Source organism: Streptomyces sp. NPDC048523 (assembly GCF_043199815.1).
GTDB lineage: Bacteria > Actinomycetota > Actinomycetes > Streptomycetales > Streptomycetaceae > Streptomyces.
The window spans coordinates 123145-149416 of sequence record NZ_JBICWQ010000007.1 but is presented as its reverse complement, the minus strand read 5'-3'; the positions used below and the strand labels follow the sequence as shown (position 1 = coordinate 149416).

Annotated in this window: 20 protein-coding genes; 6 read left to right on the top strand and 14 right to left on the bottom strand. The window is 72.9% G+C overall.

Annotated elements, in window-relative coordinates; all coding sequences use genetic code 11:
- Positions 1–130: 130 nt before the first annotated feature.
- The 14 genes from ACGFWE_RS32840 to zapE form a co-directional block, all read right to left on the bottom strand.
- Entirely contained in the window at positions 131–1447 is a 1317-nt protein-coding gene (locus ACGFWE_RS32840) for a DUF692 domain-containing protein (protein ID WP_393603654.1), read from the bottom strand.
- 141 nt (positions 1448–1588) lie between these two features.
- Positions 1589–2221 (bottom strand): TIGR03086 family metal-binding protein, encoded by a 633-nt coding sequence (locus ACGFWE_RS32835; protein ID WP_393603652.1) that lies wholly within the window; start codon positions 2219–2221, stop codon positions 1589–1591.
- 82 nt (positions 2222–2303) lie between these two features.
- A complete protein-coding gene (locus ACGFWE_RS32830; protein ID WP_393603650.1) occupies positions 2304–2906 on the bottom strand; it encodes a TetR/AcrR family transcriptional regulator in 603 nt (200 codons plus the stop codon).
- Positions 2903–3619, bottom strand: a complete 717-nt coding sequence (locus ACGFWE_RS32825; RefSeq protein WP_352382045.1) for an aminoacyl-tRNA hydrolase — start codon at positions 3617–3619, stop codon at positions 2903–2905. The genes ACGFWE_RS32830 and ACGFWE_RS32825 overlap by 4 nt, the downstream gene beginning before the upstream one ends.
- Positions 3620–3635: 16 nt before the next feature.
- Positions 3636–3815, bottom strand: a complete 180-nt coding sequence (locus ACGFWE_RS32820; RefSeq protein WP_393603648.1) for a hypothetical protein — start codon at positions 3813–3815, stop codon at positions 3636–3638.
- Positions 3816–3840: 25 nt separating this feature from the next.
- Entirely contained in the window at positions 3841–4671 is an 831-nt protein-coding gene (locus tag ACGFWE_RS32815; protein WP_393603646.1) for a polysaccharide deacetylase family protein, read from the bottom strand.
- A gap of 61 nt (positions 4672–4732) precedes the next feature.
- Positions 4733–6250 (bottom strand): FAD-dependent oxidoreductase, encoded by a 1518-nt coding sequence (locus ACGFWE_RS32810; protein WP_393603644.1) that lies wholly within the window; start codon positions 6248–6250, stop codon positions 4733–4735.
- Positions 6251–6271: 21 nt separating this feature from the next.
- Positions 6272–7171 (bottom strand): PPK2 family polyphosphate kinase, encoded by a 900-nt coding sequence (locus ACGFWE_RS32805; protein ID WP_393603642.1) that lies wholly within the window; start codon positions 7169–7171, stop codon positions 6272–6274.
- An 80-nt stretch (positions 7172–7251) separates the two neighbouring features.
- Entirely contained in the window at positions 7252–8634 is a 1383-nt protein-coding gene (locus ACGFWE_RS32800; RefSeq protein ID WP_352382035.1) for a PhoX family protein, read from the bottom strand.
- 99 nt (positions 8635–8733) lie between these two features.
- Positions 8734–9510, bottom strand: coding sequence for a slipin family protein (locus tag ACGFWE_RS32795; protein WP_352382033.1), 777 nt, complete (start codon positions 9508–9510; stop codon positions 8734–8736).
- Between the two features lie 99 nt (positions 9511–9609).
- Entirely contained in the window at positions 9610–11091 is a 1482-nt protein-coding gene (locus ACGFWE_RS32790; RefSeq protein WP_352382031.1) for a SulP family inorganic anion transporter, read from the bottom strand.
- Between the two features lie 5 nt (positions 11092–11096).
- Positions 11097–11675 carry a carbonic anhydrase gene (locus tag ACGFWE_RS32785; RefSeq protein ID WP_352382029.1) on the bottom strand — a complete coding sequence of 193 codons (579 nt, stop codon included), beginning with the start codon at positions 11673–11675 and terminating at the stop codon, positions 11097–11099.
- Positions 11676–11783: 108 nt separating this feature from the next.
- Positions 11784–12176, bottom strand: a complete 393-nt coding sequence (locus ACGFWE_RS32780; protein WP_352382027.1) for a hypothetical protein — start codon at positions 12174–12176, stop codon at positions 11784–11786.
- Between the two features lie 183 nt (positions 12177–12359).
- Positions 12360–13436 (bottom strand): cell division protein ZapE, encoded by a 1077-nt coding sequence (gene zapE / locus ACGFWE_RS32775; protein ID WP_352382550.1) that lies wholly within the window; start codon positions 13434–13436, stop codon positions 12360–12362.
- A gap of 73 nt (positions 13437–13509) precedes the next feature.
- On the opposite strand from zapE, the gene ACGFWE_RS32770 reads away from it, so the two are divergent.
- From ACGFWE_RS32770 to ACGFWE_RS32745, 6 genes are all read left to right on the top strand, one after another.
- Positions 13510–14307 carry a pyrimidine reductase family protein gene (locus ACGFWE_RS32770; RefSeq protein WP_352382025.1) on the top strand — a complete coding sequence of 266 codons (798 nt, stop codon included), beginning with the start codon at positions 13510–13512 and terminating at the stop codon, positions 14305–14307.
- Between the two features lie 153 nt (positions 14308–14460).
- Positions 14461–14934: an indole-3-glycerol phosphate synthase gene (locus ACGFWE_RS32765; protein WP_393603638.1), complete on the top strand. Its 474-nt coding sequence runs from the start codon at positions 14461–14463 to the stop codon at positions 14932–14934.
- 45 nt (positions 14935–14979) lie between these two features.
- Positions 14980–16371, top strand: coding sequence for a UDP-N-acetylmuramate--L-alanine ligase (gene murC, locus ACGFWE_RS32760; protein ID WP_393603636.1), 1392 nt, complete (start codon positions 14980–14982; stop codon positions 16369–16371).
- A 13-nt stretch (positions 16372–16384) separates the two neighbouring features.
- The gene (msrB, locus tag ACGFWE_RS32755) at positions 16385–16792 is read left to right on the top strand and encodes a peptide-methionine (R)-S-oxide reductase MsrB (RefSeq protein WP_393603634.1); all 408 of its coding nucleotides are present in this window, start codon (positions 16385–16387) and stop codon (positions 16790–16792) included.
- Between the two features lie 131 nt (positions 16793–16923).
- The gene (locus tag ACGFWE_RS32750; protein WP_393603632.1) at positions 16924–24744 is read left to right on the top strand and encodes an SDR family NAD(P)-dependent oxidoreductase; all 7821 of its coding nucleotides are present in this window, start codon (positions 16924–16926) and stop codon (positions 24742–24744) included.
- Positions 24745–24771: 27 nt separating this feature from the next.
- Entirely contained in the window at positions 24772–26247 is a 1476-nt protein-coding gene (locus ACGFWE_RS32745; protein WP_393603630.1) for a tryptophan 7-halogenase, read from the top strand.
- Positions 26248–26272 lie beyond the last annotated feature (25 nt).

Genomic DNA, 26272 nt, shown 5'->3' with positions numbered 1-26272 from the left:
TGCCTCCTGTTGCGGCACCGCACGCTAGTGAGTCTCAGGTGCGGGGTTGACATATTACTGCCGGGTCAATGTCGATTTCCCCGGGCACCGCGGCAGCGGCCCGTGGCCCCGAGCCCCCGCCCCCGTCCCGTCACCGCCGCAGCAGCACCCTCCGCGTGGCCCGAGCCAACCGGAGCGTCGGCCTCCGGGATGTCGGTGCCGGTCCCGACCGCTCCAGCCACCACTCTCGCAGCTCCCGCTGCACCCGCGCGTCCCCCGGCTCCCCGCCCAGCGACAGCTCCCCGTCCAGCAACAGCTGCTCGGCGAAGTTCAGCGCGTCCCACCGGTACCCGTCCGTCATCGGCGCCCCCTGCGCGTACCTCAGGAACGCCGGCCGGTACCCCGCCCCGAGGATCACCGGCAACTCCGGCGCAACCTTGGCCACCACATCCGCCCGCTTCCCCGCGAGCGCCCGTGCCTGCACCCCCAGCCGCACCCGGTCGAAGCCCTCCGGCACCGGCGTCCCGGCCACGAGCGCGGACAGCAGCGCGGTCTGGGCGAGGGCGAGCCGCTGGCGGGCGAGGTCGGTCGGGACGCTCGACGGCTCGGCGGCAGCGCGCCACGCGCCGTCGGTCCGGGCACCGCCCCCCTTCTCCACCGCCTCCCGGATCGCCGTCAACTCCCCTTCCAGTTCGGCCGGTTCGGGAAAGTTCTCGTCCCGCTCCAGCAGTACCCCAGGCGGCGAGATGCGGGACGCGAGGTCGGTGAGGATGTCGAGGACCGGCCGCGGAACCGGGTGGGCGTGGCTGTCGTGCCACACCCCGTCCCGCTCGAAGCCGCCCGCGACATGGACGTAGGCGAGGGCCTCCAGGGGAAGCCCGGCGAGCGCCTCGGCCGGGTCCTCGCCGCGGTTGACGTGGTTGGTGTGCAGGTTGGCCACGTCGATCAGCAGCCGTACCCCCGTCCGGTCGGCGAGGTCGTACAGGAACTGGCCCTCGGTCATCTCCTCGCCCGGCCACGAGATCAGTGCGGCGATGTTCTCCACGGCCAGCGGCACCGGCAGCGCGTCCTGCGCGATGCGGATGTTCTCGCAGAGGACGTCCAGGGCGTCGCGGGTGCGCGGGACGGGCAGCAGATGTCCCGCTTCCAGCCGCGGGGAGGCGGTCAGCGGGCCGCCCGCCCGGACGAACGCGATGTGCTCGGTGACCAGGGGAGAGCCCAGCGCCTCGGCCCGCTCGGCGAGCGCCTGGAGCCGCCCGGCGTCGGGCCGGTCCGCTCCGCCGAGGCCGAGCGAGACGCCGTGCGGCACCACGGTCACCCCGCGCTCGCGCAGCCGCCGCAGCGACTCGGGCAGATGTCCGGGGCAGACGTTCTCGGCCACGACCTCGACCCAGTCGATGCCCGGCATGCCCTCCACGGCGTCCGCGATCTCCGGCCGCCACCCGATCCCCGTGCCCAGTCGCTCCATGGTCCGTCCCCTCCTCGGCCGCTCCCGCATCCGCTCCGGTCGTCGCCCCCGCGGCGTGACGGAGGTATGGCCCCGGGGCCCGGGCCCCAACCGTCCCGGCAGGACGTTCAGAGCAACATTTGAGGTTCGGGCAGGGCGAGGTCACCCGCCCGTTCCGGGCCACGACTGCGGCTCCCGGCCCAGCAGCCGCAGCGTCTCCTCCAGCGGCCCGGCCCCCTCCGGAACCTTCAGCGCGGGCGCGAACGCGAACCCGGGGCCACGGCCGGCCGGATCCACCAGAACGCGCCGGGCCACCGCCAGTGCCGCGACGAGGACCTCGTCGGCCAGCCGGAGCCGCACGCCGAGCGCGGCCGCCACGTCCCACGCGTGCACGACGTAGTCGACGAGGTGGAAGCCGATCGCCGTACGGCCGGCGAACCCTCCGCCCAGCTCCGGGAGCACGAACTCCCTTTCCGGCACGCCCGGTTCGGCGAACGCCGAGAGCACCGCGTCCGCGGCCGCGCGATGCGCCGCGGCGGGCTCGCCCACCCCGTCCGGTTCCCGCCAGTACTCCAGCTCGCCGCCCGCGCCCCGTGCCGCGGCCGCGAACCCGCGGTGCTGCGCGGTCATGTGCGCCACCAGTCGCCGCAGGTTCCACCCCTGGCAGGGAGTGTCCCGCGCCCAGTCCGAGTCGTCTGCGCCCCGGGCCGGCTCCACCACCCGCACGGCCTCCTGTACGGCGATCCGGTCCAGCTCGACGACATCCATCCGAACTCCCATGAAGTCGGTGCCCATGCCCCGACCCTAAAACTAAACGAACGATCGTGCTACTAGTTTCCGGGAGTGAAACGGCTCGGCGACCGGCCGGCTCAAGATCTCAGCCCCGCAACCGTGAGGCGATGCCCCGCCGGGCCCTGGCATAAGGCGCGGCCTCGCCGTGCAGCACCGACATCGCGTTCGCCGTCTCCATCAACGCGACGACCTCGAATGCGAGTTGGGACGGATCGGTGTCCGCGCCCAGCTCACCCGCGGCCCTCGCCCGCTCGGCACACCTCTCCAACTCCCCGAGCCAGGCGCGCTGTGCCTCGACGAGAGCGTCATGCACCGCCCCCTCGCGCGCGTCGAACTCGGCCATCACGCCGTAGAAGAAACAACCCCCCGGGAAGACCCGCTCCTCGGAATAGCGCAGCCAGCCCTCGCACAGGCCCCGCAGCCGGGCGAGCCCGTCGGCCGTCTCGGGTACCGGGTCCAGCACCTCGGCGACGAAGATCCGCGAGGCCTCCCGCACGGTCGCCAGTTGCAGCTCCTGCTTGGACCCGAACAGGGCGAACACCCCGCTCTTGCTCAGCTCCAGCTCCCCGGCCAGCCGCCCCACGGACAGCGCCTCCAGCCCCTCGACCGAGGCGATGTCGACGGCCCGCCGCAGCACGGTCCGCCGGGTGCGGTTGCCCCGCTCGACGCGCCCGTCGACCCCGGTCATCGCAGCGCCGGATGGTCCGCGACGACGGTGCAGGAGCCCGGCGCGATCTCGGTGAAACCGGCGTCGCGGACCAACGGCAGCCCGCTGGTGGTCAGTTCGGCCCAGCGCCCGGGCTCCGCCGTCCGCACGGCGAGCGGGAACCCGGCGTCCCGCCAGGCGGCCCGCTCCTCGACCGACAGTTCCCACCAGGCCAGTTGGGCACCGTGACCGGCCTGGGCCATCGCCTTGCCGGCCGACATGTCGAGATCCGGGTTCAGCCACAGCACCGGGGCGGTCACATCGGCCTGCGCGGGCGGCTCGGGGTCGTCGAGGTCCGTACCGGAGACCTGGAGCTTGGCCAGCTCCTTGGGCCACCCGTCCAGGGGCACGGGCGGAAACACCCGCACCTCCGCCGACTTCCCCGTCACCGTGATCCCGGGCAACGCCTCGGCCCGCCGCCACTCGGCGCCCCGGGCCCGCCGTACGACCTTCCGGATCCGGGCGTCCTGCCAGTCCCGCACGGCCTCGGCCCACTCCCCGTCGCCGGCCGAACGCTCGTCGCCGAGCAGGACGAGAACGGCGCGGGCGGCGGTCTGCAGGGCGTCGGTACGGGCGGGCGGAGCGGCCTTCTCGATGCGGACGACCAGGGGCAGCACGAACTGGGGTGCCTGGTCGCGTGCGGTCGGCTCGGTACGGAAGGGGCTGTCGGTCGAAGGCGTCACGTCGTGGCTCACCCGGACAACCCTAAGGTCACCCGGAGCAGGCCGTCCGCTGCGCCTCCTGCCACTCGCACACCGGGCACAGCGTGATCCCCTTGTACGACTCCGGATACTCCGTCGGCTCCCGGCACACCACACATTCCGCGTACGGCGGCCCGTCGGCAACCGGAGGCTTCGGCCCCTCGCCGATCGTGCAGTAGTCCTCGCTCATACCTCCAGCCTAGGACCCCATCAGCCTAGGACCCGATCAGCTCGGACACCTTCACGAACCGGAACCCCCGCGCCCGCAGCTCGGGCACCACGGCCCGCACCACCCGCTCCGTCGTCGGCGCGGCACTGCGCGTGCAGTGCATGACCACCACCGACCCCGGGCGCACCCCCTCCAGCACCTGCCGGGACACGGCTGCCGCGTCCGTCGCGAACGCGTCCCCGCTCACCACGTCCCACTGCACGGCGGTCACCCCGACCGGGGTCAGCGCCTTCAGCGCCCGCCGGTCGTAGCAGCCGCCGGGAAAACGGAAGTACGGCCTCGCGTCCGGCACCCCCGCCCTGCGGAACGCCTCATAGGCCCGCTCCACGTCGGCCCGCATCCGGTCACCGGAGACCGTCGGCAGCCCGTAGCAGTCGTCGGTGAAGGCGTAGTGGCTGTAGGAGTGGTTGGCGATCTCGAAGAGCGGGTCCCGCGCGATGGCACGGGCCTGCCGTGGATACTCCTCGGCCCACCGCCCGGTCATGAACACGGTGGCCGGCACCTTCAGCGCCCGCAGCGCCGCGATCAGCCCGGGATTGTCGAAGCGCTCGCCAGCCGCTGCCCGGGCCCCCTGGTCCGCGGTCATGTCGGCGTCGAAGGTGAGCGCGACCGTCCTGCCGTGGGTGCGGGAGCCGTTCGTGAAGACGGGGGTCAGGCCTCCGGGGCCGGGGGCGAGGGTGGGGGGCGCGGAGGGTGCGGACGTCGCGGAGGGTGCCGGGCGGGCCGGCCGAGGGGCCTGGTGGGGAGCGGCGGCGCAGGCCGTGAGGGCGGCACCGAGGGCACAGGCGGCGGTGACGCGTCGTACAAGAGTGATCACCGTATGAAAATATGGCGAACCGTACTATTTACCTCTCACCCCGGCCGTGGACGTCACCCGCTCAGATGTCCCGCCGCTCCAGCGGCTTGGTCGCCGGTCCCTGGATCACCTTGCCGTCCGTGTCGAAGCGGGAGCCGTGGCACGGGCACTCCCAGGCGTCCTCGGCCCCGTTGAACGAGACCAGGCAGCCGAGGTGGGTGCAGCGGGGGGAGACGGCGTGGAGGTTGCCGTCGTCGTCGCGGTAGACCGCGAGGCGGTCGCCGTTCACCCGGACCACGGCACCCTCTCCCGGCGGCAGGGACTCCAGCGGGGGCGCGGGGCGCAGGCGGTCGCCGACGAAGTGGCGGGCCACCTTCCCCTGGGTCTTGAGGAAGGTCGGGGCCTCGCGGACCGTCGACAGCAGGCGGCGCGGGTCGTACAGCTCGCTCCACGCGCACTGCTCACCGGTGATCTGGGCCGCGAGGAGCCGGCCCGCCATGATTCCGCCGCTCATGCCCCAGCCGCCGAAGCCGGTGGCCACGTAGGTGTGCCGGGCCCCCGGGTGCAGCGGGCCGACGAGCGGCACGGTGTCGGTGGGGTCGTTGTCCTGGGTGGCCCAGGCGTGGGTGAGCTCGACGTCGGGGAAGTGCCGGGTGGTCCACGCGGAGAGGGCGTCGAACCGGGCCCGGGTGTCGCCCGTGCCGGGGGTGAAGTGCTCGCCGGTGACGATGAGCAGGCGCCGGTCGGCGTCCCAGGGGGCCGTACGGACCGAGCGGGTGTCCTCGTCCGGCGTGATGTACATGCCGTCCGGATCCCGCTCCCGGTCGATCGTCCCCGCGACGACCAGCTCACGGCGCGGGGAGAGGCGGGTGAACAGCAGGGCCCGGTCGAAGATCGGGTAGTGGGTGGCGACCACGACGTCCCGGGCCGTCACCGTGGCCCGCGTGTCCGTCGACAGCCGGCACGGCTCGCCCTCGTCGAGCCCGAGGACGGCCGTGTGCTCGTGGACGGACGCACCGGAGGCGACGAGGTCCTCGGCAAGCGCCAGCAGGTACTTGCGCGGATGGAACTGCGCCTGCCCGGTCACCCGCACCGCGCCCGCCACCGGGAACGGCAGCCCGGTCTCCGTCACGAACGACGCCGGAAGGCCCGCCTCCCGGGCGGCCGCCGCCTCGGCCCGCAGTTCCTCGACCCGGCTCTCGTCACGGACGTAGGTGTAGGCGCTGCGCTGTTCCCAGTCGCAGTCGACGCCCAGCTCGGCCGCGATCTCGGCGGCCCGTTGGATCGCCTCGCTCTGCGAGCGGGCGTACAGCCGGGCGCCCTCGGGGCCGCGGGTGCGGCGCAGCTTGTCGTAGATCAGTGTGTGCAGGGCGGTCAGCTTGGCGGTGGTGTGCCCGGTGACGCCGGCGGCCACCTGTCCGGCCTCCAGGACCGCCACCCGCCGCCCGGCCCGCGTCAGCTCCCATGCCGTGCTCAGCCCGGCGATGCCGGCGCCGATGACGGCCACGTCGACGTCGAGGTCCTCGGTCAGCGGCGGCCGGGGTCCGCCGGGTGCCGTCTCCAGCCAGTACGAGCCCTTGACATGCCGGTTCTCGGTCATGTGCCCCGAGTACCCCGGGATTCACTGTTCCAGCAGCCGCCTGCGGGCTTCCTCCACGTCGAAGTCCGCCTCCGGGTAGTGCGGGTCGAGCTCCGACAGGTGCTCCAGGAGGAGCCGGCTCACCGCCCAGTTCCGGTACCACTTGCGGTCGGCGGGGACCAGGTACCAGGGGGCGTGCGGGGTCGAGCAGCGCTCCAGGGCGAGCTCGTACGCCTGCTGGTAGGCGGGCCACAGGGCGCGGTCGTCGATGTCCGAGACGTTGAACTTCCAGTGCTTGTCCGGGCGGTCGAGGCGCTTGAGCAGGCGGTCGCGCTGTTCGCCGTACGAGATGCGCAGGAAGCACTTGACCACGGTGACGCCGTCGTCGGTGAGGGCCTTCTCGAAGCGGTTGATCTCGTCGTAGCGGCGCTCGATCTCGGCGGCCGGGGCGAGCGCGCGGACGCGGGCGATGAGGACGTCCTCGTAGTGCGAGCGGTCGAAGATGCCCAGCTCACCGGCGTGCGGCAGGGCTTTTTTGATCCGCCAGAGGAAGGGGTGTCCCAGTTCCTTGGGCGTGGGTGCCTTGAAGGCCCGGATACGGCAGCCGGACGGGTTGAACAGGCCGATGGCGTGCTTGACCGTGCCGCCCTTGCCGCTGGTGTCCATGCCCTGCAGCACCAGCAGGACCCGGCGCCGGTCGCCGGCCGTGCTCGCCGCCCACAGGCGTTCCTGCAGGTCGGCGAGCGGGGTGGCCAGGTCGGTCATCGCGGCCAGGCCCGCCCGCTTGTCACGGGGACCGGCCGGGGTCTCCCGGGCGTCGTGGGCGCTCAGGTCCACCGGCTCGCCGCCCGGCACGCGCAGCAGCTCGCGCAGGGCGAGGTCGTCCGCGCCCTTCCTCTTCGCCTGCTTCGCCGCGTGGGTCTTCGAGCCCTTCTTCGCCATGGGGCACCCCTTCCGGTCCGGGTCCGGCCCCTCGATCCTGCGCCGGGGGACCGGAGCGCGCCAGCCGTCGTGGCGGGCGGCTACCTGCGCCAGGGCCCCGTCACCGCGAAGGTCGTCCCGGGCGTGTAGCAGTTGACGTACATCGTCTGCCCGTCGGGGGAGAAGGTGACGCCGGCGAACTCGCCCCACTCCGGGGCTTCCGGGGTGCCGATGTTCTGCCGGCCGCGGGCCATCGCGTAGACCTCGCCGTGCCGGGTGACGCCGAAGACGTGCTGGGCGCCGTTGCCGTCCTCGCACACCATCAGGCCGCCGCTCGGGGCGAGGCAGATGTTGTCCGGGGACTCGCCGGGCAGTTGCACATCGGTGTCCGGGCCGAAGACGATCACCAGGGTCAGCCGGCGCTCCGAGGGGTCGTAGCGCCAGATCTGCCCGAAGTGGTCGGCGGCAGAACCATCGGCGCTGCGCGCGAACGACGACACGAAGTAGACGCTCTTGCCGCCCCAGTAGCAGCCCTCCAGCTTCTGGGCGTGCGTGATGCCCTTCGGGCCGAAGTCCTGGAGCCGGACCGGGGTTTGGGTGGCCAGCGGGTCCGGTACGTCGACCCACTCGATGCCCTCGAAACAGGCACCGGTCTCCTGGATCGCCGAGAGGTCCGGCACGCCCGGCACCCGCATCGCCTGGAGCCGGCCGCCCGCGCGCAGTGAACCGAGGCCGCCCTCGGGCCTGTTGGGCAGGAAGCGGTAGAAGAGGCCGAAGGGTTTGAGGAAGGCGTCCTCGGTCTCGTAGACGATGCCGCGTTTCGGGTCGATCGCGATGGCCTCGTGCTGGAAGCGGCCCATCGCGGTCAGCGGGACCGCGCCACTCTTGTGCGGGTCCGTCGGATCGACCTCGAAGATGAAGCCGTGGTCCTTGGTGTACCCGTTGGTGCCGGCCTTGTCCTCGGTCTCCTCGCAGGTCAGCCAGGTGCCCCAAGGGGTGTGCCCGCCCGCGCAGTTGACGGCGGTGCCGGCGATGGCGACCCGCTCCGACAGCACGTTGTTGCGGGAGTCCAGCGTGAGGGCCGTACAGCCGCCCTTGCCCGCCGGGTCGTAGGTCAGGCCCTCGACGGTGGGGACGGCGATGGCCGCGGTGGGGCGGTTCTCGTGGTTGCGGACCAGGTGGACCCGACCGTGTCTGCCGGGCAGTGCGGTCATGCCGTCGTGGTTGGAGGGGACCTTGCCCTCGCCGGAGCGGAGCTGGTCGCCCTCGCGGGACAGGACCTTGTAGCGGAAGCCCTTCGGCAGGTCCAGCAGCCCCTTCGGGTCGGGGACGAGGGGGCCGTAGCCGGTGTGGCCGAGGGACTGGGCGGCGGCGGTGCCGGCGAAGAGTTCGGACAGGGCGCCGGTGAAGGCGATGCCCACGCCCAGGGCGCCGGTGCGGGCCAGGACCTGACGTCGTGTCGCCGGAGAACCGGACAGAGACATGCGAAGCAACCTTCCTGCTGGCGGACAGGACTGTGACGTCGCTGTGTCTATCACCTGGGTCGGCCCGCGGGAACCACGCGCGTAGCGTGTCCCTGCCCCTCACGTCCCGGTCGGGCGCTCCTGCGCCCGCTCCAGGAAGCGCAGCAGCTCCACCGGGAAGGGCAGGACGAGCGTCGAGTTCTTCTCGGCGGCCACCGCCACGACCGTCTGGAGCAGCCTGAGCTGGAGTGCGGCGGGCTGCTCGGACATCTCCTTGGCGGCCTCCGCGAGCTTCTTCGAGGCCTGGAGCTCGGCGTCGGCGTTGATGATCCGGGCGCGCCGCTCACGGTCGGCCTCGGCCTGCCGGGCCATTGACCGCTTCATCGTGTCCGGCAGCGAGACGTCCTTGATCTCCACGCGGTCCACCTGCACACCCCAGCCGACGGCCGGGCTGTCGATCATCAGCTCCAGGCCCTCGTTGAGTTTCTCGCGGTTGGACAGCAGGTCGTCCAGCTCGCTCTTGCCGATGATCGAGCGCAGCGAGGTCTGTGCCATCTGGGAGACGGCGAACCGGTAGTCCTCGACCTTGACCAGGGCGCTCGCCGCGTCGATGACCCGGAAGTAGACGACCGCGTCCACGCGCACGGTGACGTTGTCCCGGGTGATGCCCTCCTGGCCCGGCACCGGCAGCGTGACGATCTGCATGTTCACCTTGTGCAGCCGGTCCACGAACGGCACGATCGCCGTGAACCCGGGCTCGCGCACCTCGCCCGCGAGGCGTCCGAGGCGGAAGACCACCCCGCGCTCGTACTGCTTGACGACCCGGGCCGCCGCCGCGAGGTAGACGACCCCGGCGGAAGCGGCCGCCACGGCCGCCGTCAACAGTTCCTGGAGCATTCCGACCCCCTCGTCGAGAGGTCTGTATGTCTGCTCCTGCAACGATATGCCCGGTGCCCGGTCCGGGGCCACGACGGGCCCCGGACCGGACGGGGAGCGCTACGGAGTGGTGGCCTTCGCCAGCTCCGGCTCCGTGACCCGGACGGGTTCGGTGCCGACCGCGCTGTGCCGCTCGGCCCAGTTCTCCAGGGCCGTACGGCAGGCGTGGTCCAGGTGGTGCAGACCGGACAGGTCCAGCTCCACGGGCCGGTCCTGGGGCAGCGACTCCAGGGTGTCGAGGATCTTCGGCAGCCGGAGGAAGGTCGCGTTGCCCGACAGGTGCGCCTGGATCGGGCCCGCGCCCTTGTCGACGATCTCCAGCTTGAGGTGCGAGGCCTCCCACGCGGTCTTGACGACCGCCAGGGCCAGACCGATCAGCACGCCCTCGAACATGTTCACCGCGACGATCGAGACGGCGGTGGCCACCAGGATCAGTGCCTCGCCGCGGTGGCTGCGCCACAGCGACACGATCTCCCGGAAGGGGATCAGCTTGAAGCCCGCGTGGATCAGGATGCCGGCGAGCGCGGGCAGCGGGATCAGCGCCAGCGTCGAGGGCAAGAGAGCCGCGAACAGCAGCAGCCACACGCCGTGCATGACCCGGGACGCCTTGGTCTTCGCGCCCGCCTGGACATTGGCGGAGCTGCGCACGATGACCGCTGTCATGGGCAGGGCGCCGAGCGCGCCGCACACCGCGTTGCCCACGCCCTGGGCCATGAGCTCCTTGTCGTACTCGGTGCGCGGACCGTCGTGCAGCCGGTCCACCGCCGCGGCGCTGAACAGGCTCTCGGCGGAGGCGATCAGGGTGAAGGCGATGATCGTGCCGAAGATGGCGGGGCTCGCCAGTTCGCCGAAGGCGTCCATGCCGGGCGGCTGGATGGAGTCCAGCAGGCCGTTCACCTCGACGGTCGCGACCGGTGCGTCGAGGACCAGCGTGGCCAGGGTGGCCAGCAGGACCGCGGCGAGCGCGCCCGGCACGGTCTGTGCCTTCTTGGGGAGCCTCTTCCACAGCAGGAGCACCGCGATGGTGCCCGCGCCGACGGCGAGCGAGGCGAGCGCCGTGGTGCTGCCGAGCGCGTCGACGGCGGCGCCGGGCAGCCCCAGGATCTTGTCGAGTCCGGAGGCGGGGGCCTTGAGACCGGCCGCCGAGTAGAGCTGGCCCGCGATGATCACGAGACCGATACCGGCCAGCATGCCCTCGACGACCGAGACGGATATCGCCCGGAACCAGCGCCCCAGCTTCAGGGCGCCCATGGCGAGCTGGATCAGTCCGGCGGCCAGCACGATGACTCCGAGCGCGGGCAGTCCGAACTCGTCGACCGCCTCGAAGACGAGCACGGTCAGACCGGCCGCGGGCCCGGAGACCTGGAGGCTGCTGCCCCGCATCAGGCCGGTGACTATGCCGCCGACTATGCCGGTGATCAGGCCGAGTTCGGCCGGGACGCCGGAGGCGACGGCCACGCCCACGCAGAGCGGGAGCGCGACCAGGAAGACGACCAGGGAGGCGGCGAAGTCCTGCCGCAGGTGAGGGTATTTGGTCATCATGCCGATCACAGACCCTCGAACGCGTCGGTCTCGGCGCGGTGGACGCGCACCGCGCCCGTGTGCACCTCGTAGTACCAGGCGTGCAGGGTCAGTTGGTCCTCCGCGAGCTTCTTGTCGATGAAGGGGTACGACCTCAGGCGCAGGATCTGGGCGAGGACGTGGCTCTGCACGCCCTCGGCCACGCACGGGTCCTCGGCGGCTCCCGCGGGGCGGGGGGTGGCGCGCGTGAGCCAGTCGCGCACGGCCGGTACCGCGTCCAGGTCGTCGCCGCGGACGAGGGCGCCGACGGCGCCGCAGTGCGAGTGCCCGCAGACCACGATGTCGCGGACGCCCAGCACCTCCACGGCGTACTCGATGGTGGCCGCCTCGCTGGTGGGGTGCTCCGAGGCGTAGGGGGGAACGATGTTGCCCGCGGTGCGCAGCTCGAAGAGCTCGCCCGGGCGGGCGCCCGTGATCAGGGCCGGGACGACCCTGGAATCCGAGCACGTGATGAACAGAACCTGGGGGGACTGGCCTTCGGCCAGCTTGGCGAACTCCTCAGGGCGCTGTCCGAACGTACGGGCGTTGTCGATGAGGGGCTGCATGTGGTGACTCCTCCTGGCGCGTGTGGGGGCGCGTCGGGTTACCTGGCGCGCCGAAGGGCGCGTCGGCTTACATGACAGGTGGGGAACGCAGGTGGGGCTGCTCTGCTGTCAGCAGCGGAAGACCTGAAGTGCCGCCGGGGCGTGGGCTGTCGAGGGTCTCGACAGGGGGAACTCGCCTGATGCGACCCGCTCGGGCGCGGCCGCCGGCTGCTGAGCCGGCAGTGAGCGCTCGGGCCCCTCGGGGGCGAAGTCGACGGCGCGGTGCCGGTCGCGGGTGCGCAGGGGGCCGGTCGGGTCCCCGACGTGGTTGCAGTGGCGTTTGCCCAGGGCTTCGGCGCGTGACGCCTTGCCGGAGAGCTTGATTCCGGGAAGAGCTTTGGCCTCAGCCTGACGGCTCGTGTGCGCGGTTGCGAATGCCCCGGAGGATGCGAAGAAAGGGAGCGCCAGAAGAACGGCGGCGAGGAGCGCTACCACGGTCCGTACCGTCGTACCTCGGAACATGCGCCCCCCTCTCGACAGTTGGCACTTCTAGTCCAGACCAAGTACTGGTCAATGACTGGTCAAGAAACACCTTAGCTCGGCAAAGTCGTTTGCTGGGTTAACTTAACGTTTCCGGCTGAAGAGAGGCTGAAGCGCGCCGGGTCGCTGACGCGAACTGGCCCTTGACGTGCGAGGTTTCGCTGATTAACGGACGAGATCCTTGGCGTCGCGCGCCAGCGCCGTCAGCCGGGATATCGCACGGAAGTACTTCTTGCGGTAGCCGCCGTTCAGCATCTCGTCGCTGAACAGCCGGTCGAAGGGCAGTCCGGAGGCCAGCACCGGGACCTCGCGGTCGTAGAGGCGGTCCGCGAGCACCACGAGCCGCAGCGCCGTCGACTGGTCCGGCACCGGCTGCACGTCGGTGAGGCAGACCGCCCTGAGACCGTCGGTCAGCGCGCCGTAGCGGCTGGGGTGGACCTTGGCGAGGTGCGCAAGCAGGCTCGGGAAGTCGTCGAGCGAGGCGCCCTCGGTGGCGTACGCCGCCCTGGTGACCTCCTCGTCGGTGAACGGCGCCGGGGCCTCGGGCAGTCCGCGGTGGCGGTAGTCCTCGCCGTCGATGCGCAGCGGGCGGAAGTGGGCCGCCAGGCCCTGGATCTCGCGCAGGAAGTCGACGGCCGCGAACCGGCCCTCGCCGAGCTTGCCCGGCAGGGTGTTGGAGGTGGCGGCGAGCGCCACGCCCGCGTCGACCAGCTTGCCCAGCAGGGTGGAGACCAGGACGGTGTCGCCCGGGTCGTCCAGCTCGAACTCGTCGATGCACAGCAGGCGGTGGCCGGAGAGTGTCTGGACGGTCTTCTGGAAGCCGAGGGCGCCGACCAGGTTGGTCAGCTCGACGAAGGTGCCGAAGGCCTTGAGGGAGGGCTCGGCGGGGGTGGCGTGCCAGAGGGAGGCCAGCAGATGGGTCTTGCCGACGCCGTACCCGCCGTCGAGGTACACACCGCGGGGGCCCGCCGGGGCCTTGGCCGCCCGGGCCTTCCCGAAGCTCTTTCCGAGACCGAGGAAGCCGCGCCTGCCGCCGCCGGCCGCGTGCGCGCCGCCGAGGCCCGCCGCGAAGCCCTCCAGGGCCCGGACCGCCTCGGTCTGGCTGGGCTGGTTCGGGTCCGGGATGTACGTGTCGAAACGCACCGAGTCGAACCGCGGCGGCGGCACCATCTCGGCGACCAGCCGGTCCGCGGGGACGTGCGGCTCACGGTCGCACAGGGACGGCGGGACGGTCTCGGTCATCGAGCCGGACCCGGACGCGGCGGGGGAAGTAGACACGGTTCACCATGCTAAGGGCCGTGCCACACTGCACGACATGCGACGCCTGTTCCCTGTGACCGACGAGACAGTGACCCGGAGCCCGGAAGCCGAGGCCGGCCATGACTGGAGCCTCGCCGAGCTGGCCGCCGCCTACGCGTACCCCGAGCTGGGGCCCGGCCCCGGCGGGCCCGAGGTGTGGCTGCGCGCCAACATGGTCTCCACGCTGGACGGGGCCGCCCAGCACGACGGCCGCTCGCACCCCATCTCCACCGCGACCGACATGCGGATCTTCGGGACGCTGCGGGCCCTGGCGGACGTGGTGATCGCCGGTGCGGAAACGGTCCGGCAGGAGGGCTACCGGCCCGCACGCGTGCGTGACGAGTTCGCGCAGGCGCGGGAGGCGGCCGGACAGGGACCGGTGCCGGCGATCGCGGTGATCACCGCGAGCCTCGACCTGGACTTCTCGCTCCCGCTGTACACCTCGCCCCTGGTGCCCACGCTGATCCTGACGGGCGCGGCGGCGGCCCCGGACCGGATCGCCGCTGCCGAGAAGGCGGGCGCGCGGGTGGTGATCGCCGGGGACGGTGCCGGCGTGGACCCCGCGCGGGCCGTACGGGCGCTGGCCGAGCTGGGACACACCCGACTGCTGACCGAGGGCGGCCCGCGGCTGCTCGGGCAGTTGGTGGCCGCCGGGGTGCTCGACGAGCTCTGTCTGACCCTGTCCCCGATGCTCACCGCGGGAAGCGCACAGCGGATCGCCGGGGGGCCGTCGGTGGCGGTCCCGGCACGGTTCGTACTGGACTCCCTGCTGGAGGAGGACGGATTCCTTTTCAGCAGGTATCGCAGGCACTGACCGTCCGAACCCGAGTTCGATCGGTGGCGCCGGGACCGACATCGTCGGAATCTGTCGTTCCGGTTGGCTTCCGGCGGGCACACTGAATCCGGCAGTACCCGTGCGATAACGGGGCAGGATGGTTTCCGCAGCGCGCAGAGAAGGGGACGCCCGGTGTTCACCAGCGTTTTGATGATCGAGAAGGCCCTGACGTCCGCCGACGTGGAGTTCGTCACCACGTTGCACGGTGACGAGGCGGTTGCGTTCCATGTGCTGCTCCAGCCGCGCGGGGACCAGGCCGACCGGCTGCTGCGGGCCATCGACGACGTGGCGCTGGGCGAGCTGGACGAGGCCGTACGGGAGCGGGAGACGCCCGAGGGCGAGGCCGCGAAGGGCGTGGGGGAGCGGGCCCTGGAGGTCTCCCTGCAGGCGCTCAGGGTCTCCGGGAGCGAGGCGGAGGGGCGGCTCATCGAGGACCACCCCCTGGACGCGCTGAAGTCCCTGGTCGACGAGATCGGCGCGGACGAGGTGATCGTCCTGACCGACCCGCACTACGTGGAGGAGTTCTTCCACCGGGACTGGGCGTCCCGGGCCCGTCACAAGGTGGGCGTACCGGTGCTGAAGCTGTTCTCGCACAGCAAGGCATAGGCTGAGCCCGGCATCCGTACCGCACCATCTTGGGGAGACACACGCATGGCACCCGGCCTTCCTACCGCCATGGACCGACCGCACTTCATCGGGATCGGTGGGGCCGGGATGTCGGGGATCGCGAAGATCCTCGCGCAGCGCGGCGCGAAGGTGGCCGGCAGCGACGCCAAGGAGTCGGCGACCGCCGAGGCGCTGCGGGCGCTCGGCGCGACCGTGCACATCGGGCACGCGGCCGAGCACCTGGCGGCCGACGCCACCTGTGTCGTCGTGTCGTCGGCGATCCGGGCCGACAACCCCGAGCTGGCCCGGGCGGCCGAGCTGGGCATCCCGGTCGTGCACCGGTCCGACGCCCTCGCCTCGCTGATGGACGGCCTGCGCCCGATCGCGGTCGCGGGGACGCACGGCAAGACGACCACCACCTCGATGCTGGCCGTCTCCCTGTCCGAGCTGGGCCTCAAGCCGTCGTACGCCATCGGCGGCGACCTGGACGCCCCCGGCTCGAACGCGCTGCACGGCGAGGGCGAGATCTTCGTCGCCGAGGCGGACGAATCGGACCGCAGCTTCCACAAGTACGCCCCCGAGGTCGCGATCGTCCTCAACGTCGAGCTCGACCACCACGCCAACTACGCGTCGATGGACGAGATCTACGAGTCCTTCGAGACCTTCGTGGACCGCATCGCCAAGGGCGGCACGCTGGTCGTCAACGCGGACCACGAGGGCGCCCGGGAGCTGACCCGGCGGGTCACGGCGAGCGGCGTGCGCGTGGTGACGTACGGTGACGCCGAGGACGCCGACGTGCGCGTCCTGTCGGTCGTGCCGCAGGGCCTAAAGAGCGAGGTCACCGTCGTCCTCGACGGCAGCCGGCTCACCTTCACGGTCTCCGTCCCCGGCCGCCACTACGCGCACAACGCGGTGGCCGCGCTGGCCGCGGGCGTGGCGCTCGGTGTCCCCGCCGCCGAACTCGCGCCGGCCCTGGCCGCGTACACCGGGGTCAAGCGGCGCCTGCAGCTGAAGGGCGAGGCGGCCGGAGTGCAGGTCATCGACTCCTACGCCCACCACCCCACCGAGATGACGGCCGACCTGGAGGCCATGCGCGCGGCCGCCGGGGACGCCCGCATCCTCGTCGTCTTCCAGCCCCACCTGTTCTCGCGGACCCAGGAGCTCGGCAAGGAGATGGGCCAGGCCCTCGCGCTCGCGGACGGCTCGCTGGTCCTGGACATCTACCCGGCCCGCGAGGACCCGATCCCCGGGGTGACGAGCGAGCTGATCATCGCGGCGGCGCGGACCGCGGGCGCGGACGTGACGCCGGTCCACGACACGGCGGACGTGCCCGAGGCGGTCGCGGGAATGGCGAAGGCCGGTGATCTCGTTCTCACCATGGGCGCGGGTGACGTGACGGACCTTGGCCCGCTGATCCTGGACCGTCTCGCGAAGTAAGGGGCTGAGCTTCATGTCGTACGACGTCGAAAAGCCGGACGAGCAGTGGCGTGCGGAGCTGAGCCCGGCCGAGTACGCCGTACTCCGCCAGGCCGGGACGGAACCCGCCTTCACCGGTGAGTACACCAACACCAAGGCCACCGGCGTGTACTCCTGTCGCGCCTGCGGTGCCGAACTGTTCACCTCCACCACGAAGTTCGAGTCCCACTGCGGCTGGCCGAGCTTCTACGACCCGAAGGACACGGACGCGGTCGAGCTGATCCAGGACCGCTCGCACGGGATGGTGCGGACCGAGGTGCGCTGCGCCCGCTGCGGCTCCCATCTCGGCCACGTGTTCGAGGGTGAGGGGTATCCGACGCCCACCGACCAGCGGTACTGCATCAACAGCGTCTCGTTGCGGTTGACGGCGGACGAGGACTGACAGAGCGGTTCCGGTCAGGTGTCCTCCGGACACCGACCGATCAACTCCGGCCATGTGGGCCTTCTTTGTGATGCGGTGCCGAGTGCGCGGGCGGGATACGGTGCGGACTCGGTGATCCAGAAGGAGGCCCGATGCGCGTCGGGACAGTGTCCGAGGTCCGGCCCGTGTCGGAGTTGCTGGTCGAGAACGCCTCGCGGTACGGCGGCAGGCTCGCCTTCGCCGACGACCGGCGGGCGGTGAACTGGGCCGAACTGGAGCTGCGCACACGGCGGTTGGCGGGCGCGCTCGGGGTGCGGCGCGGGACCAGGGTGGCGTTCTGCCTCGACAACAGCGTCGAGCTGGTGGAGGGGTTGCTCGCCACGGTCCGGGCCGGTGCCGTCGGGGTGCCGCTGAGTCCGCGCGGGACCCATGCCGAACTCGCGGCACTGCTCGCCGACTGCGATCCGGACGTACTGGTCGTCGACCGGCGGCAGTTGGCGCGGATCGCCAGCGTGGTCGGCGAGCGGTCACCGCGGCTGGTGGTGACGGGGGAGGGGCCGGCGCCGGAGGGGGTCGTGCACTTCGACGACCTGGTGGCGCACGGCAGTTCACCCGCGCCCCGCGACGACCTCGGTCTGGACGAGCCCGCCTGGCTGCTGTACACCTCCGGCACCTCGGGCACGCCCAGGGCCGCGATCGCCAGCCAGCGGTCCGCGCTGTGGTCGCCGGTCGCCTGCTATGTGCCGCGGCTGGGCCTCTCGGCGGACGACCGGCTGCTGTGGCCGCTGCCGCTCGCGCACACCTACGCCCACTCGCTCTGTGTCCTCGGTACGACCGTGGCGGGCGGCAGCGCGCGGATCACCGCGGAGCGGGAACCGGCCGCGCTGGTACGGCTGATCGAGGAGTTCGCGCCGACCGTGCTGGGCGGAGTGCCGCTCACCTACCAGCAGTTGCTCGACGCCGGACTCGGCGAGGTGCCCTCGCTGCGGGTATGCGTCACCGCCGGGGCACCGAGCGGTCCGGAACTGCGGGAGCGGGTCGAGGAGCGGCTCGGGGCACCGCTGCTCGACGGATACGGCAGCACCGAGACCTGCGGCAAGATCGCGATGGAGTCGCCGGCGGGGCCGCGGGTGCCGGGCAGCAGCGGGGCCGTGCTGCCGGGCATGGAGGTCCGGCTCGTCGATCCCGGCACCGGGACGCAGGTCGTGGGCGCCGAGGGGGAGATCTGGGTGCGCGGGCCCGGCGTGATGCTCGGCTACCTCGACGGCGCCGGGGTGGCCGCCGACGGCTGGTACCGCACCGGTGACCTGGGACGACTGGGCGAGCACGGGTACCTGACCGTCACCGGGCGCGCGAACGACCGGATCGTCCGGGGCGGGGAGAACGTCGACCCCGTCGAGGTCGAGCAGGTGCTGCGCGCTCTGCCCGGGGTACTGGACGCGGCCGTGGTGGCACGACCGCATCCGCTGCTCGGCGAGGTCCCGGTCGCGTTCGTCGTACCGGGGGAACGGGCCCTCGACACGGGCGCCCTGCTGCGGGCCTGCGCCGAGGTGCTCTCGGCGCACAAGGTCCCCGAGGACGTCCTGTTCACCCCGGCCATCCCCCGCACCGCGGCCGGAAAACCCCGGCGGGCCGTCCTCCGGGAGGGCCTCGCCGCCCGCCCGGCGGAGGAGGCCCTCGCGGGGCTCGCCGACCGGCCCCCGGCGGAGCGCCGGGCGGCGCTGACCGAGCTGGTGTGCGCACAGACGGCGGCGGTCGGCGGGGCGGGGAGGCCCGGCGAGCCGGTTGCGGATGACGCCTCACCGGTCCCGGACGGATCCGCGAGCACCCCGCCGGCCGTCCTTGACGAGGCACCCGTCACCGACGCCTCCGCGATCGACCCCCACACAGCCTTCACCGACCTCGGTCTCACCTCCATGGGCGCGATGACCCTGTGGCACCGGCTCGGCCTCCGCACCGGACTGCGGCTGCCCGCCACCCTCGTCTGGGACCACCCCACGCCCGCCGCGGTCGCCGCCCACCTGGACGAGCGGCTGCACGGCGGCGGGCAGGAGAGCACGGCCCCGCGCCGCGGCCCCGCCGCCGAGCCGATCGCGATCGTGGCCGTCGGCTGCCGTTACCCGGGCGGAGTGCGCTCGCCGGAGGACCTCTGGCGGCTGGTGTCCGACGGGGTGGACGCCACCGGGGAGTTCCCGGCCGACCGGGGCTGGGACCTCGACGCCCTGTACCACCCCGACCCCGACCGGCTCGGGACGACGTACACCCGACGCGGTGGCTTCCTCACCGACGCGGCCGACTTCGACCCGATGTTCTTCGGGATCTCGCCGCGCGAGGCCACGGCCACGGACCCGCAGCACCGGCTGCTGCTGGAGGTCGCCTGGGAGACGCTGGAGCGGGCGGGCATCCCCGCGCCCGCGCTGCGCGGAAGTGCCACCGGCGTCTACGTCGGTCTGATGCACGGCGGATACGGCGGCGGGGCCTCGCAGCACCCGCTGGAGGCGCACCTCGGGGCCGGGTCGGCGGGCAGCGTGGCCTCCGGGCGGATCTCCTACGTGCTGGGCCTGCGCGGTCCGGCCCTGACCGTCGACACGGCCTGCTCGTCCTCCCTGGTCGCCATGGACCTGGCCGCCGCGGCGCTGCGCGCGGGCGAGTGCACTCTCGCGCTGGCCGGCGGGGTGACCGTACTGGCCAGTCCGAAGCCGTTCGTGGTGTTCAGCCGGCAGCGCGGACTGTCGGCGGACGGCCGCTGCCGGTCCTTCGCGGACGGCGCGGACGGCACCGCGTGGGCCGAGGGCGTCGGCCTGGTGCTGCTGGAGAAGCTGTCCGACGCCCGGCGCAACGGCCACCCCGTCCTGGCCGTGCTGCGGGGCTCCGCCGTCAACCAGGACGGCGCGTCCAACGGGCTCACCGCGCCCAACGGCGAGGCCCAACGGGAGCTGATCCGGCTGGCGTTGGCCGACGCCGGACTGGACACCGCCGATGTGGACGTCGTCGAGGGCCACGGCACCGGGACCGCGCTCGGCGACCCCGTCGAGGCGGGCGCCCTGCTGGCCACCTACGGCCAGGGCCGGGACCCCGGCGACCCGGTGTGGCTCGGCTCGGTCAAGTCGAACTTCGGGCACACCCAGGCCGCGGCCGGAGTGGCCGGCGTCATCAAGATGATCGAGGCCATGCGCCACGGCGAACTGCCCAGGTCGCTGTACGCGGAGCAGCCGTCGCCGCACGTCGACTGGTCCGGCGGGGCGGTACGGCTGCTGGAGCGGGCCCGGCCCTGGCCGGAGCGCGACCGGCCGCGCCGGGCGGCGGTCTCGTCCTTCGGGATCGGCGGGACCAACGCGCACGTGATCATCGAGGAACCGGAGGAAGCCGAGGCGGAGGACCGGCCGGAGAGCGTCCGCCCGGGGCCGGGCACCGTCATCCCCTTTCTCGTCGGCGGCAGCGACGAGACCGGACTGCGCGCCCACGCCCGGGAGTTGGCGGCCGCGCTGGCCGATGTCGACGGGGAAGCGGCCGTCCTGGACGTCGCGCACTCGCTCGCGACCACCCGCGCGCCCCTCCGGCACCGCGCCGCCGTACTGGCCACCGGCGCCCACGGACTCCTCGCCGGACTGAGGGACCTGGCCGACGGCACCGACAGCCCCGCACTGCGCAAGGGCACCGCGCGCGGCACCGTAAAGGTGGCGCTGCTCTGCGCGGGCCAGGGCTCCCAGCGGACCGGCATGGGCCGTGAACTGGCTGCCCGGTTCCCCGTGTTCGACGCGGCTTTCACCGAACTGTGCGATGCCTTCACCCCGTTGCTCGACCGACCCCTGCGCGAGGTGATCGACGACCCCGACAGCGACCTCCTGCACCGCACCGACTACGCCCAACCCGCCCTGTTCGCCTACGAGGTCGCGCTGCACACCCTCCTCGCCGACTGCGGAGTACGGCCGGACTTCCTGCTCGGCCACTCGATCGGCGAACTGGCCGCCGCCCACATCGCGGGCGTGTTCTCGCGGGCCGACGCCGTACGACTGGTCACCGCACGTGGGCGTCTGATGGCCGAACTCCCGTCAGGCGGTGCCATGTTCGCCGTACGGGCGCCACTGGCCGACGTGGTGAAACGGCTCGAGGAGGAACCCGGTGCCCGGGTCGCCGTAGCGGCGGTCAACGGTCCCGAGTCCGTGGTGCTGTCCGGTGACGAGGAGGCGGTGTCCGCGCTGGCCGCCCGACTCGGGCGTACGGCAACCCGGTTGCGGGTCAGCCACGCCTTCCACTCGCCGCTGCTCGACCCGATGCTGGACGGGTTGCGGGAGGTCGCCGAGTCGGTCACCTACCACCGGCCGTCCGTACCGGTGGTGTCGACGCTGACCGGCCGTCCGGAGCCGGACGCGATCCGGACCGCCGAGTACTGGGTACGGCAGGCGCGGGAGACCGTGCGGTTCGCCGACGCGGTGCAGTGGCTGGCGCGGACGGGCGTGACGGCGTACCTGGAGGCCGGGCCGGCGGCGGCGCTGAGCACGGCGGCCGAGGAGTGCGTCGAGCCGGCCTCCGGAGTTCTGTTCACCTCCGGTGCCGAGACGGCCGTGGCCCTGGCGGAACTGCACGTCCACGGCGTGCCGGTGGACTGGCGGGCCGTGTACGCGGGAACCGGCGCCCGGCGGCGGCCGTTGCCGACGTACCCCTTCCAGCGGCAGCGCTACTGGCTCGACGTGAGCGAGCGCGGCGGCGGTGGCGAGGGGAAGCTGGTCGGTGAGGCGCAGCCGGACGCAGACGGGCCCGGGACCCGGTACAGCGGTGCGTTGTCCACCGCACGGCAGCCCTGGCTCGCGGACCATGTGATCGGCGACCGGGTGCTGGTGCCCGCGACGGTATTCGCCGAGCTCGCCTTCCGGGCGGCGGGGACCGACGTGGCGGAGGGCGCGCTACGGCTGTCCGAGCTGGTCCTCCACGAGCCGCTGGTGCTGCCCGCGTCGGAGCAGGTGCCGGTCCAGGTGGTCGCGGACGCCCCGGACCGGGACGGCAACCGGCCGGTCACCGTGTGGGCACGCGTGGGAGAGACCTGGACCCGCCATGCGGGGGCGTCGGTCGCCCCGGTCGGCACACCTGTCGCAGCGGCTCAGGACACGCCGTGGCCCCCGGCCGGTGCCGAGGAGGTGGCCGTCGAATATGAGCGGCTCGCCGCGTACGGGCACCACTACGGGCGGGCCTTCCGCGCGGTCACCGGGCTCTGGCGGCGCGGTGCCGAGATCTTCGCCGAGGTGGCGCTGCGGCCGCGGGAGGCGGCGGAGGCCGGCGCGTACACCGTGCACCCGGCGCTGTTCGACGCCGCCCTGCACGCCGCGCTGCTGGCCGAGGGGCCGGGGGAGGGGCCGGGCGAGGCGCGGGTCCCGCTCGCCCTCACCGGTGTGACCGTGCACGCGCAGGGTGCCACCGCCGCGCGGGTACGGCTGGAGCGGCTGGGGGCCGACGAGGTACGGGTGACGCTGACCGGAGTCGACGGGCGGCCGCTCGCCACCGTCGAATCCTTGGTCACCCGGGTGACGAAGATCCGCCCGGCGGAGCTGTACAAGGTGGCCTGGCGGCCCGCCACGCAAGGCGGCCACGCCGGTACCGACCATGAACTCCTCGACACGGCGGACCTGTTGGCCGAACCGCACGAGGACATGCCGGGCCGGGTCCGGGAGCTCGTCACGGCCGCCCTCGCCCGGGTGCGCGAGTGGGTCGCCGACACCCGTCCGGGCCGACTGCTGGTGCTCACCCACCACGCCACCGGGGACGACCCGGACCCGGCGCAGGCCGCCGTGGCGGGGCTGGTGCGCAGTGCCCAGTCCGAGCACCCCGGCCGGATCGTGCAGATCGACCTCCGCGGCGGCACCGCCACGCGCCCGGCCCTGGACGCAGCCCTGGACGCGGCCCTGCGCACCGGCGAGCCTCAACTCGCCCTGCAGGAGGGCACGGTCCTGGTGCCCAGGCTGGTCGCCGCGGGTCCCGCGACTGCCGCCCCGCCCGCCCTGGACCCCGACGGCACCGTGCTGATCACCGGGGGCACCGGAGCGCTCGGCGCGAGTCTCGCCCGGTATCTCGTGGCCGAACACGGGTCCCGGCACCTGCTGTTGGCGAGCCGCGGCGGCCATACTCCCGACTGGGCCGCCGAACTCCCCGCGGAGGTAAGGGTGGTGGCCTGTGACGTGAGCGACCGGGCGGCCGTCGACGCACTGGTCGAGTCCTGCCGGCCGCCCCTGACCGGTGTGTTCCATCTCGCCGGAGTGGTGGCCGACGGCGTGGTGGACGGCATGACACCCGAGCGGGTGGCAGAAGTGCTGGCGCCCAAGGCGGACGCCGGCTGGCATCTGCACGAGGCGACCGCGGACCTGGGACTGGCCGCGTTCGTGCTGTACTCCTCGGCCGCCGGAGTGCTGGGCAGGCCGGGACAGTCCAACTACGCGGCCGCCAACGGCTTCCTCGACGCACTCGCCGCGTACCGGACCGCCCGCGGGCTGCCCGCGCGGTCCCTCGCCTGGGGCCCTTGGACCACCGCCCGTGACGACGGCGGCATGGCCGGCCGGGTCGCGCCGCACCTGCTGACCGAGGGCGGGGTGCCCGCCGTCACCGAGCCGGAGGGCGTCGAACTGCTGGACTCCGCGCTGCGTACGGCGGCACCGGTGCTGGTGCCCGTCCCGTTCGCCCGCGCCACGCAGAGCGGCTCGCCGCTCCCGCTGCTCGCCGACCTGCATCCGGCGCGCCCGGCCCCGGTCACCGTGTCACCGGCGGCCGACCAGGCTCCCGGCGCCTGGCGCAAGAGGCTCGCCGCGACTCCCGAGGCCGACCGCGAGGCTGTCCTGGCCGGTCTGCTCCGCGCCGAACTGGCAGCGGTGCTCGGCTTCCCCGACGCAGACGCGTTCCCCGCCGACCGCGAGTTCGGACAGCTCGGCTTCGACTCGCTGACGGCTCTCCAGTTCCGCAACCGGCTCAGCGCGTTCACCCGGGTGCGGCTGGCGCCGACGGTCGTGCTCGAACACCCCACGCTGGAGGGGCTGTCGGCGCACCTTCTCACCGCGTTGAGGGAGGCGGGTGCGCTGCGAGAGACGGCGGACACCCCGACGGCGGAGACGATCGCTCAAGTACCCGAGTCCGCGTACCCGTTCTCCACCCTCTACCACCGCGTCCTGCGCGAGCAGGGCCCGTTGGAGGCCATGACCTTGCGGTACGTCGCCTCGTACGCCCTGCCGTCCTTCACCGCGGCCGACCGCACCCGGTACGCCGTCGAACCGATCCGGCTCGCCCGGAGCGGCAGCGGCGGGCGGGCTGCGGCGCTCGCCTACCTTCCCGACTACCTCGCCCCATTCCACCGTGTCCCCACCGGTCTGGCCGCGCAGTTCGACGGGGAACGGGACGTGTACCTGCTGGAACACCCTGGGTTCGGCGCCCGCAGGGCGGTTCCCGACTCGATGGAGACGCTGGCCCGGGCGCACGCCGACGCGGTCCGCGAGCTCGCCCGGGGCGGTCCTGTCGTCCTGGTCGGTTACTGCGCCGGCGGCGTGATCGCGCACGAGGTGGCACGCCGACTGGCGGCCGATGGAGTGCCACCGGCCGGTGTCGTCCTGATCGACTCCCACGCGGGCGTGCTCCAACGCGGTGACGCGCGCGCCCTTGCCCTGATGGCGGCCGGGGCCGCCCTGCCGGAGGACGTCGTCGCGGAGTTCGACGACTCGTTGCTGATCGCGGGCGGCGGCTATGCGCGCGTTCTCGAGGGATGGCACCCCGAGCCGGCCCCCGAGTCGGCCCCCGAATCGTCCGCCGTGTCCGTGCCGACGCTGCTGCTGCGCGGCCGGCCGACCGCCGAGATGCGGAGGATCGACCCCGAGGGGGACTGGCCGCCGCGCTGGCCGCTCCCCCACGACGCCGTCGACGTCCCCGGCGACCACTACTCCGTCGTCCACCAGGACGCCGACTCCACGGCCGCGGCGATCCGCGCCTGGCTGCCCGCGTAACTCCCCGACCGAGAAGTGGAGTTCCCGATGAACCCCGAGTACGACCTGATCGTCGTCGGTGGCGGGCCGGCCGGCTCGACCGCCGCGGCCGCCGTGGCGATGCGCGGACACCGGGTGCTGCTGCTGGAGCGGGAGACCTTCCCGAGGTACCAGATCGGCGAGTCGCTGCTGCCGGCGACCGTGCACGGCCTGTGCGGCATCCTCGGTGTCGCCGACGAGGTCGCCGAGGCCGGGTTCACCCTCAAGCGCGGCGGCACCCTGCGCTGGGGGCGCGACCCGAAGCCGTGGCAGTTCTCCTTCTCCATGACACCCCGGCTGCCCGAACCCACGGCGACGGCCTTCCAGGTGGAGCGCTCCCGGTTCGACGAGATCCTGCTGCGCAACGCCGCCCGCGTCGGCGCCGAGGTCCGCGAGGGCAGCCCGGTGCGCCGGATCGTCGCCGACGACGAGCGGGTGCGCGGGGTCGAGTACACCGACAGCGACGGCAACGCCCGTACCGCGTACGGCCGTCACGTCATCGACGCGTCCGGCAACACCGGCCGGGTCCACCCCGGGGTGGCCGGCACGCGCGTCTACTCCGACTTCTTCCGCAACCTCGCCGTGTTCGGGTACTTCGCCGGTGGACGCCGGCTGCCCGAGCCGAACCGGGGCAACATCTTCTGCGCCGCGTTCGACGCCGGCTGGCTCTGGTACATCCCGCTGCGCGACGACCTGACCAGCGTCGGCGCCGTGATCTCGCCCGACCACCACCCGGCCGTCCAGCGGGACCCGCGGGCCGCCTGGCAGGACCTGATCCGGGCCTGCCCGGAGGTCGCCGAGCTGCTCGACGGAGTGCCGGCCGCGACCGAGCCGCCGTACGACCGGGTGCGGGTGCGCAAGGACTGGTCGTACTGGAACACGTCCTTCTGGACGCCCGGCATGGCGCTCGTCGGCGACGCCGCCTGCTTCGTGGACCCGGTGCTGTCCTCCGGGGTCCATCTGGCCACCTACGGGGCCCTGTTGGCGGCCCGCGCGGTCAACTCCGCGCTCGACGGCAGTGTGCCCGAGGAGCGCGGCTTCGCCGAGTTCGAGGCCCGTTACCGGCGCGAGTACGGGGTGTTCTACGAGTTCCTCATCGCCTTCTACGACATGGAGCGCAACGACCGGTCGTACTTCTGGTCCGCGAAGAAGGTCACGAAGGTCGACAGCACCGAGGTGGCGGCCTTCGCCGAGCTGGCCGGCGGACTCGTCTCGGGTGACACGGCGGTGCTGGGACCGGAGCGGTTCGGGGACCAGTGGAGCGCCGCGGCGGCCGAACTGGACGGCGCGGTCGGCCGGTTGGCGACGTCGGGCGAGCGGACGAACCCGCTGCTGTCCACGCGGGTCGTCGGCGAGACCTTCCGGACCGGCAACGACCTCCAGGAACAGGCGCTCTACGGTGGCCCACTGGACGACACCGCGCCCGCCGCGCCGGGCCGCCTCGTCGCCTCCGCCGACGGGCTGGGCTGGGAGCGGGGGCGGTGAATGGCAGAACCACTGGTATGTTGAC

Coding starts and splice junctions, on each gene's coding strand:
- ACGFWE_RS32835 (WP_393603652.1), bottom strand. CDS start 2,221: ATGGGCACCGACTTCATGGGAGTTCGGATGGATGTCGTCGAGCTGGAC.
- zapE (WP_352382550.1), bottom strand. CDS start 13,436: ATGACCGAGACCGTCCCGCCGTCCCTGTGCGACCGTGAGCCGCACGTC.
- ACGFWE_RS32750 (WP_393603632.1), top strand. CDS start 16,924: ATGCGCGTCGGGACAGTGTCCGAGGTCCGGCCCGTGTCGGAGTTGCTG.
- ACGFWE_RS32780 (WP_352382027.1), bottom strand. CDS start 12,176: ATGTTCCGAGGTACGACGGTACGGACCGTGGTAGCGCTCCTCGCCGCC.
- ACGFWE_RS32770 (WP_352382025.1), top strand. CDS start 13,510: ATGCGACGCCTGTTCCCTGTGACCGACGAGACAGTGACCCGGAGCCCG.
- ACGFWE_RS32795 (WP_352382033.1), bottom strand. CDS start 9,510: ATGCTCCAGGAACTGTTGACGGCGGCCGTGGCGGCCGCTTCCGCCGGG.
- ACGFWE_RS32805 (WP_393603642.1), bottom strand. CDS start 7,171: ATGGCGAAGAAGGGCTCGAAGACCCACGCGGCGAAGCAGGCGAAGAGG.
- ACGFWE_RS32785 (WP_352382029.1), bottom strand. CDS start 11,675: ATGCAGCCCCTCATCGACAACGCCCGTACGTTCGGACAGCGCCCTGAG.
- ACGFWE_RS32820 (WP_393603648.1), bottom strand. CDS start 3,815: ATGAGCGAGGACTACTGCACGATCGGCGAGGGGCCGAAGCCTCCGGTT.
- ACGFWE_RS32810 (WP_393603644.1), bottom strand. CDS start 6,250: ATGACCGAGAACCGGCATGTCAAGGGCTCGTACTGGCTGGAGACGGCA.
- msrB (WP_393603634.1), top strand. CDS start 16,385: ATGTCGTACGACGTCGAAAAGCCGGACGAGCAGTGGCGTGCGGAGCTG.
- murC (WP_393603636.1), top strand. CDS start 14,980: ATGGCACCCGGCCTTCCTACCGCCATGGACCGACCGCACTTCATCGGG.
- ACGFWE_RS32830 (WP_393603650.1), bottom strand. CDS start 2,906: ATGACCGGGGTCGACGGGCGCGTCGAGCGGGGCAACCGCACCCGGCGG.
- ACGFWE_RS32800 (WP_352382035.1), bottom strand. CDS start 8,634: ATGTCTCTGTCCGGTTCTCCGGCGACACGACGTCAGGTCCTGGCCCGC.
- ACGFWE_RS32840 (WP_393603654.1), bottom strand. CDS start 1,447: ATGGAGCGACTGGGCACGGGGATCGGGTGGCGGCCGGAGATCGCGGAC.
- ACGFWE_RS32745 (WP_393603630.1), top strand. CDS start 24,772: ATGAACCCCGAGTACGACCTGATCGTCGTCGGTGGCGGGCCGGCCGGC.
- ACGFWE_RS32790 (WP_352382031.1), bottom strand. CDS start 11,091: ATGATGACCAAATACCCTCACCTGCGGCAGGACTTCGCCGCCTCCCTG.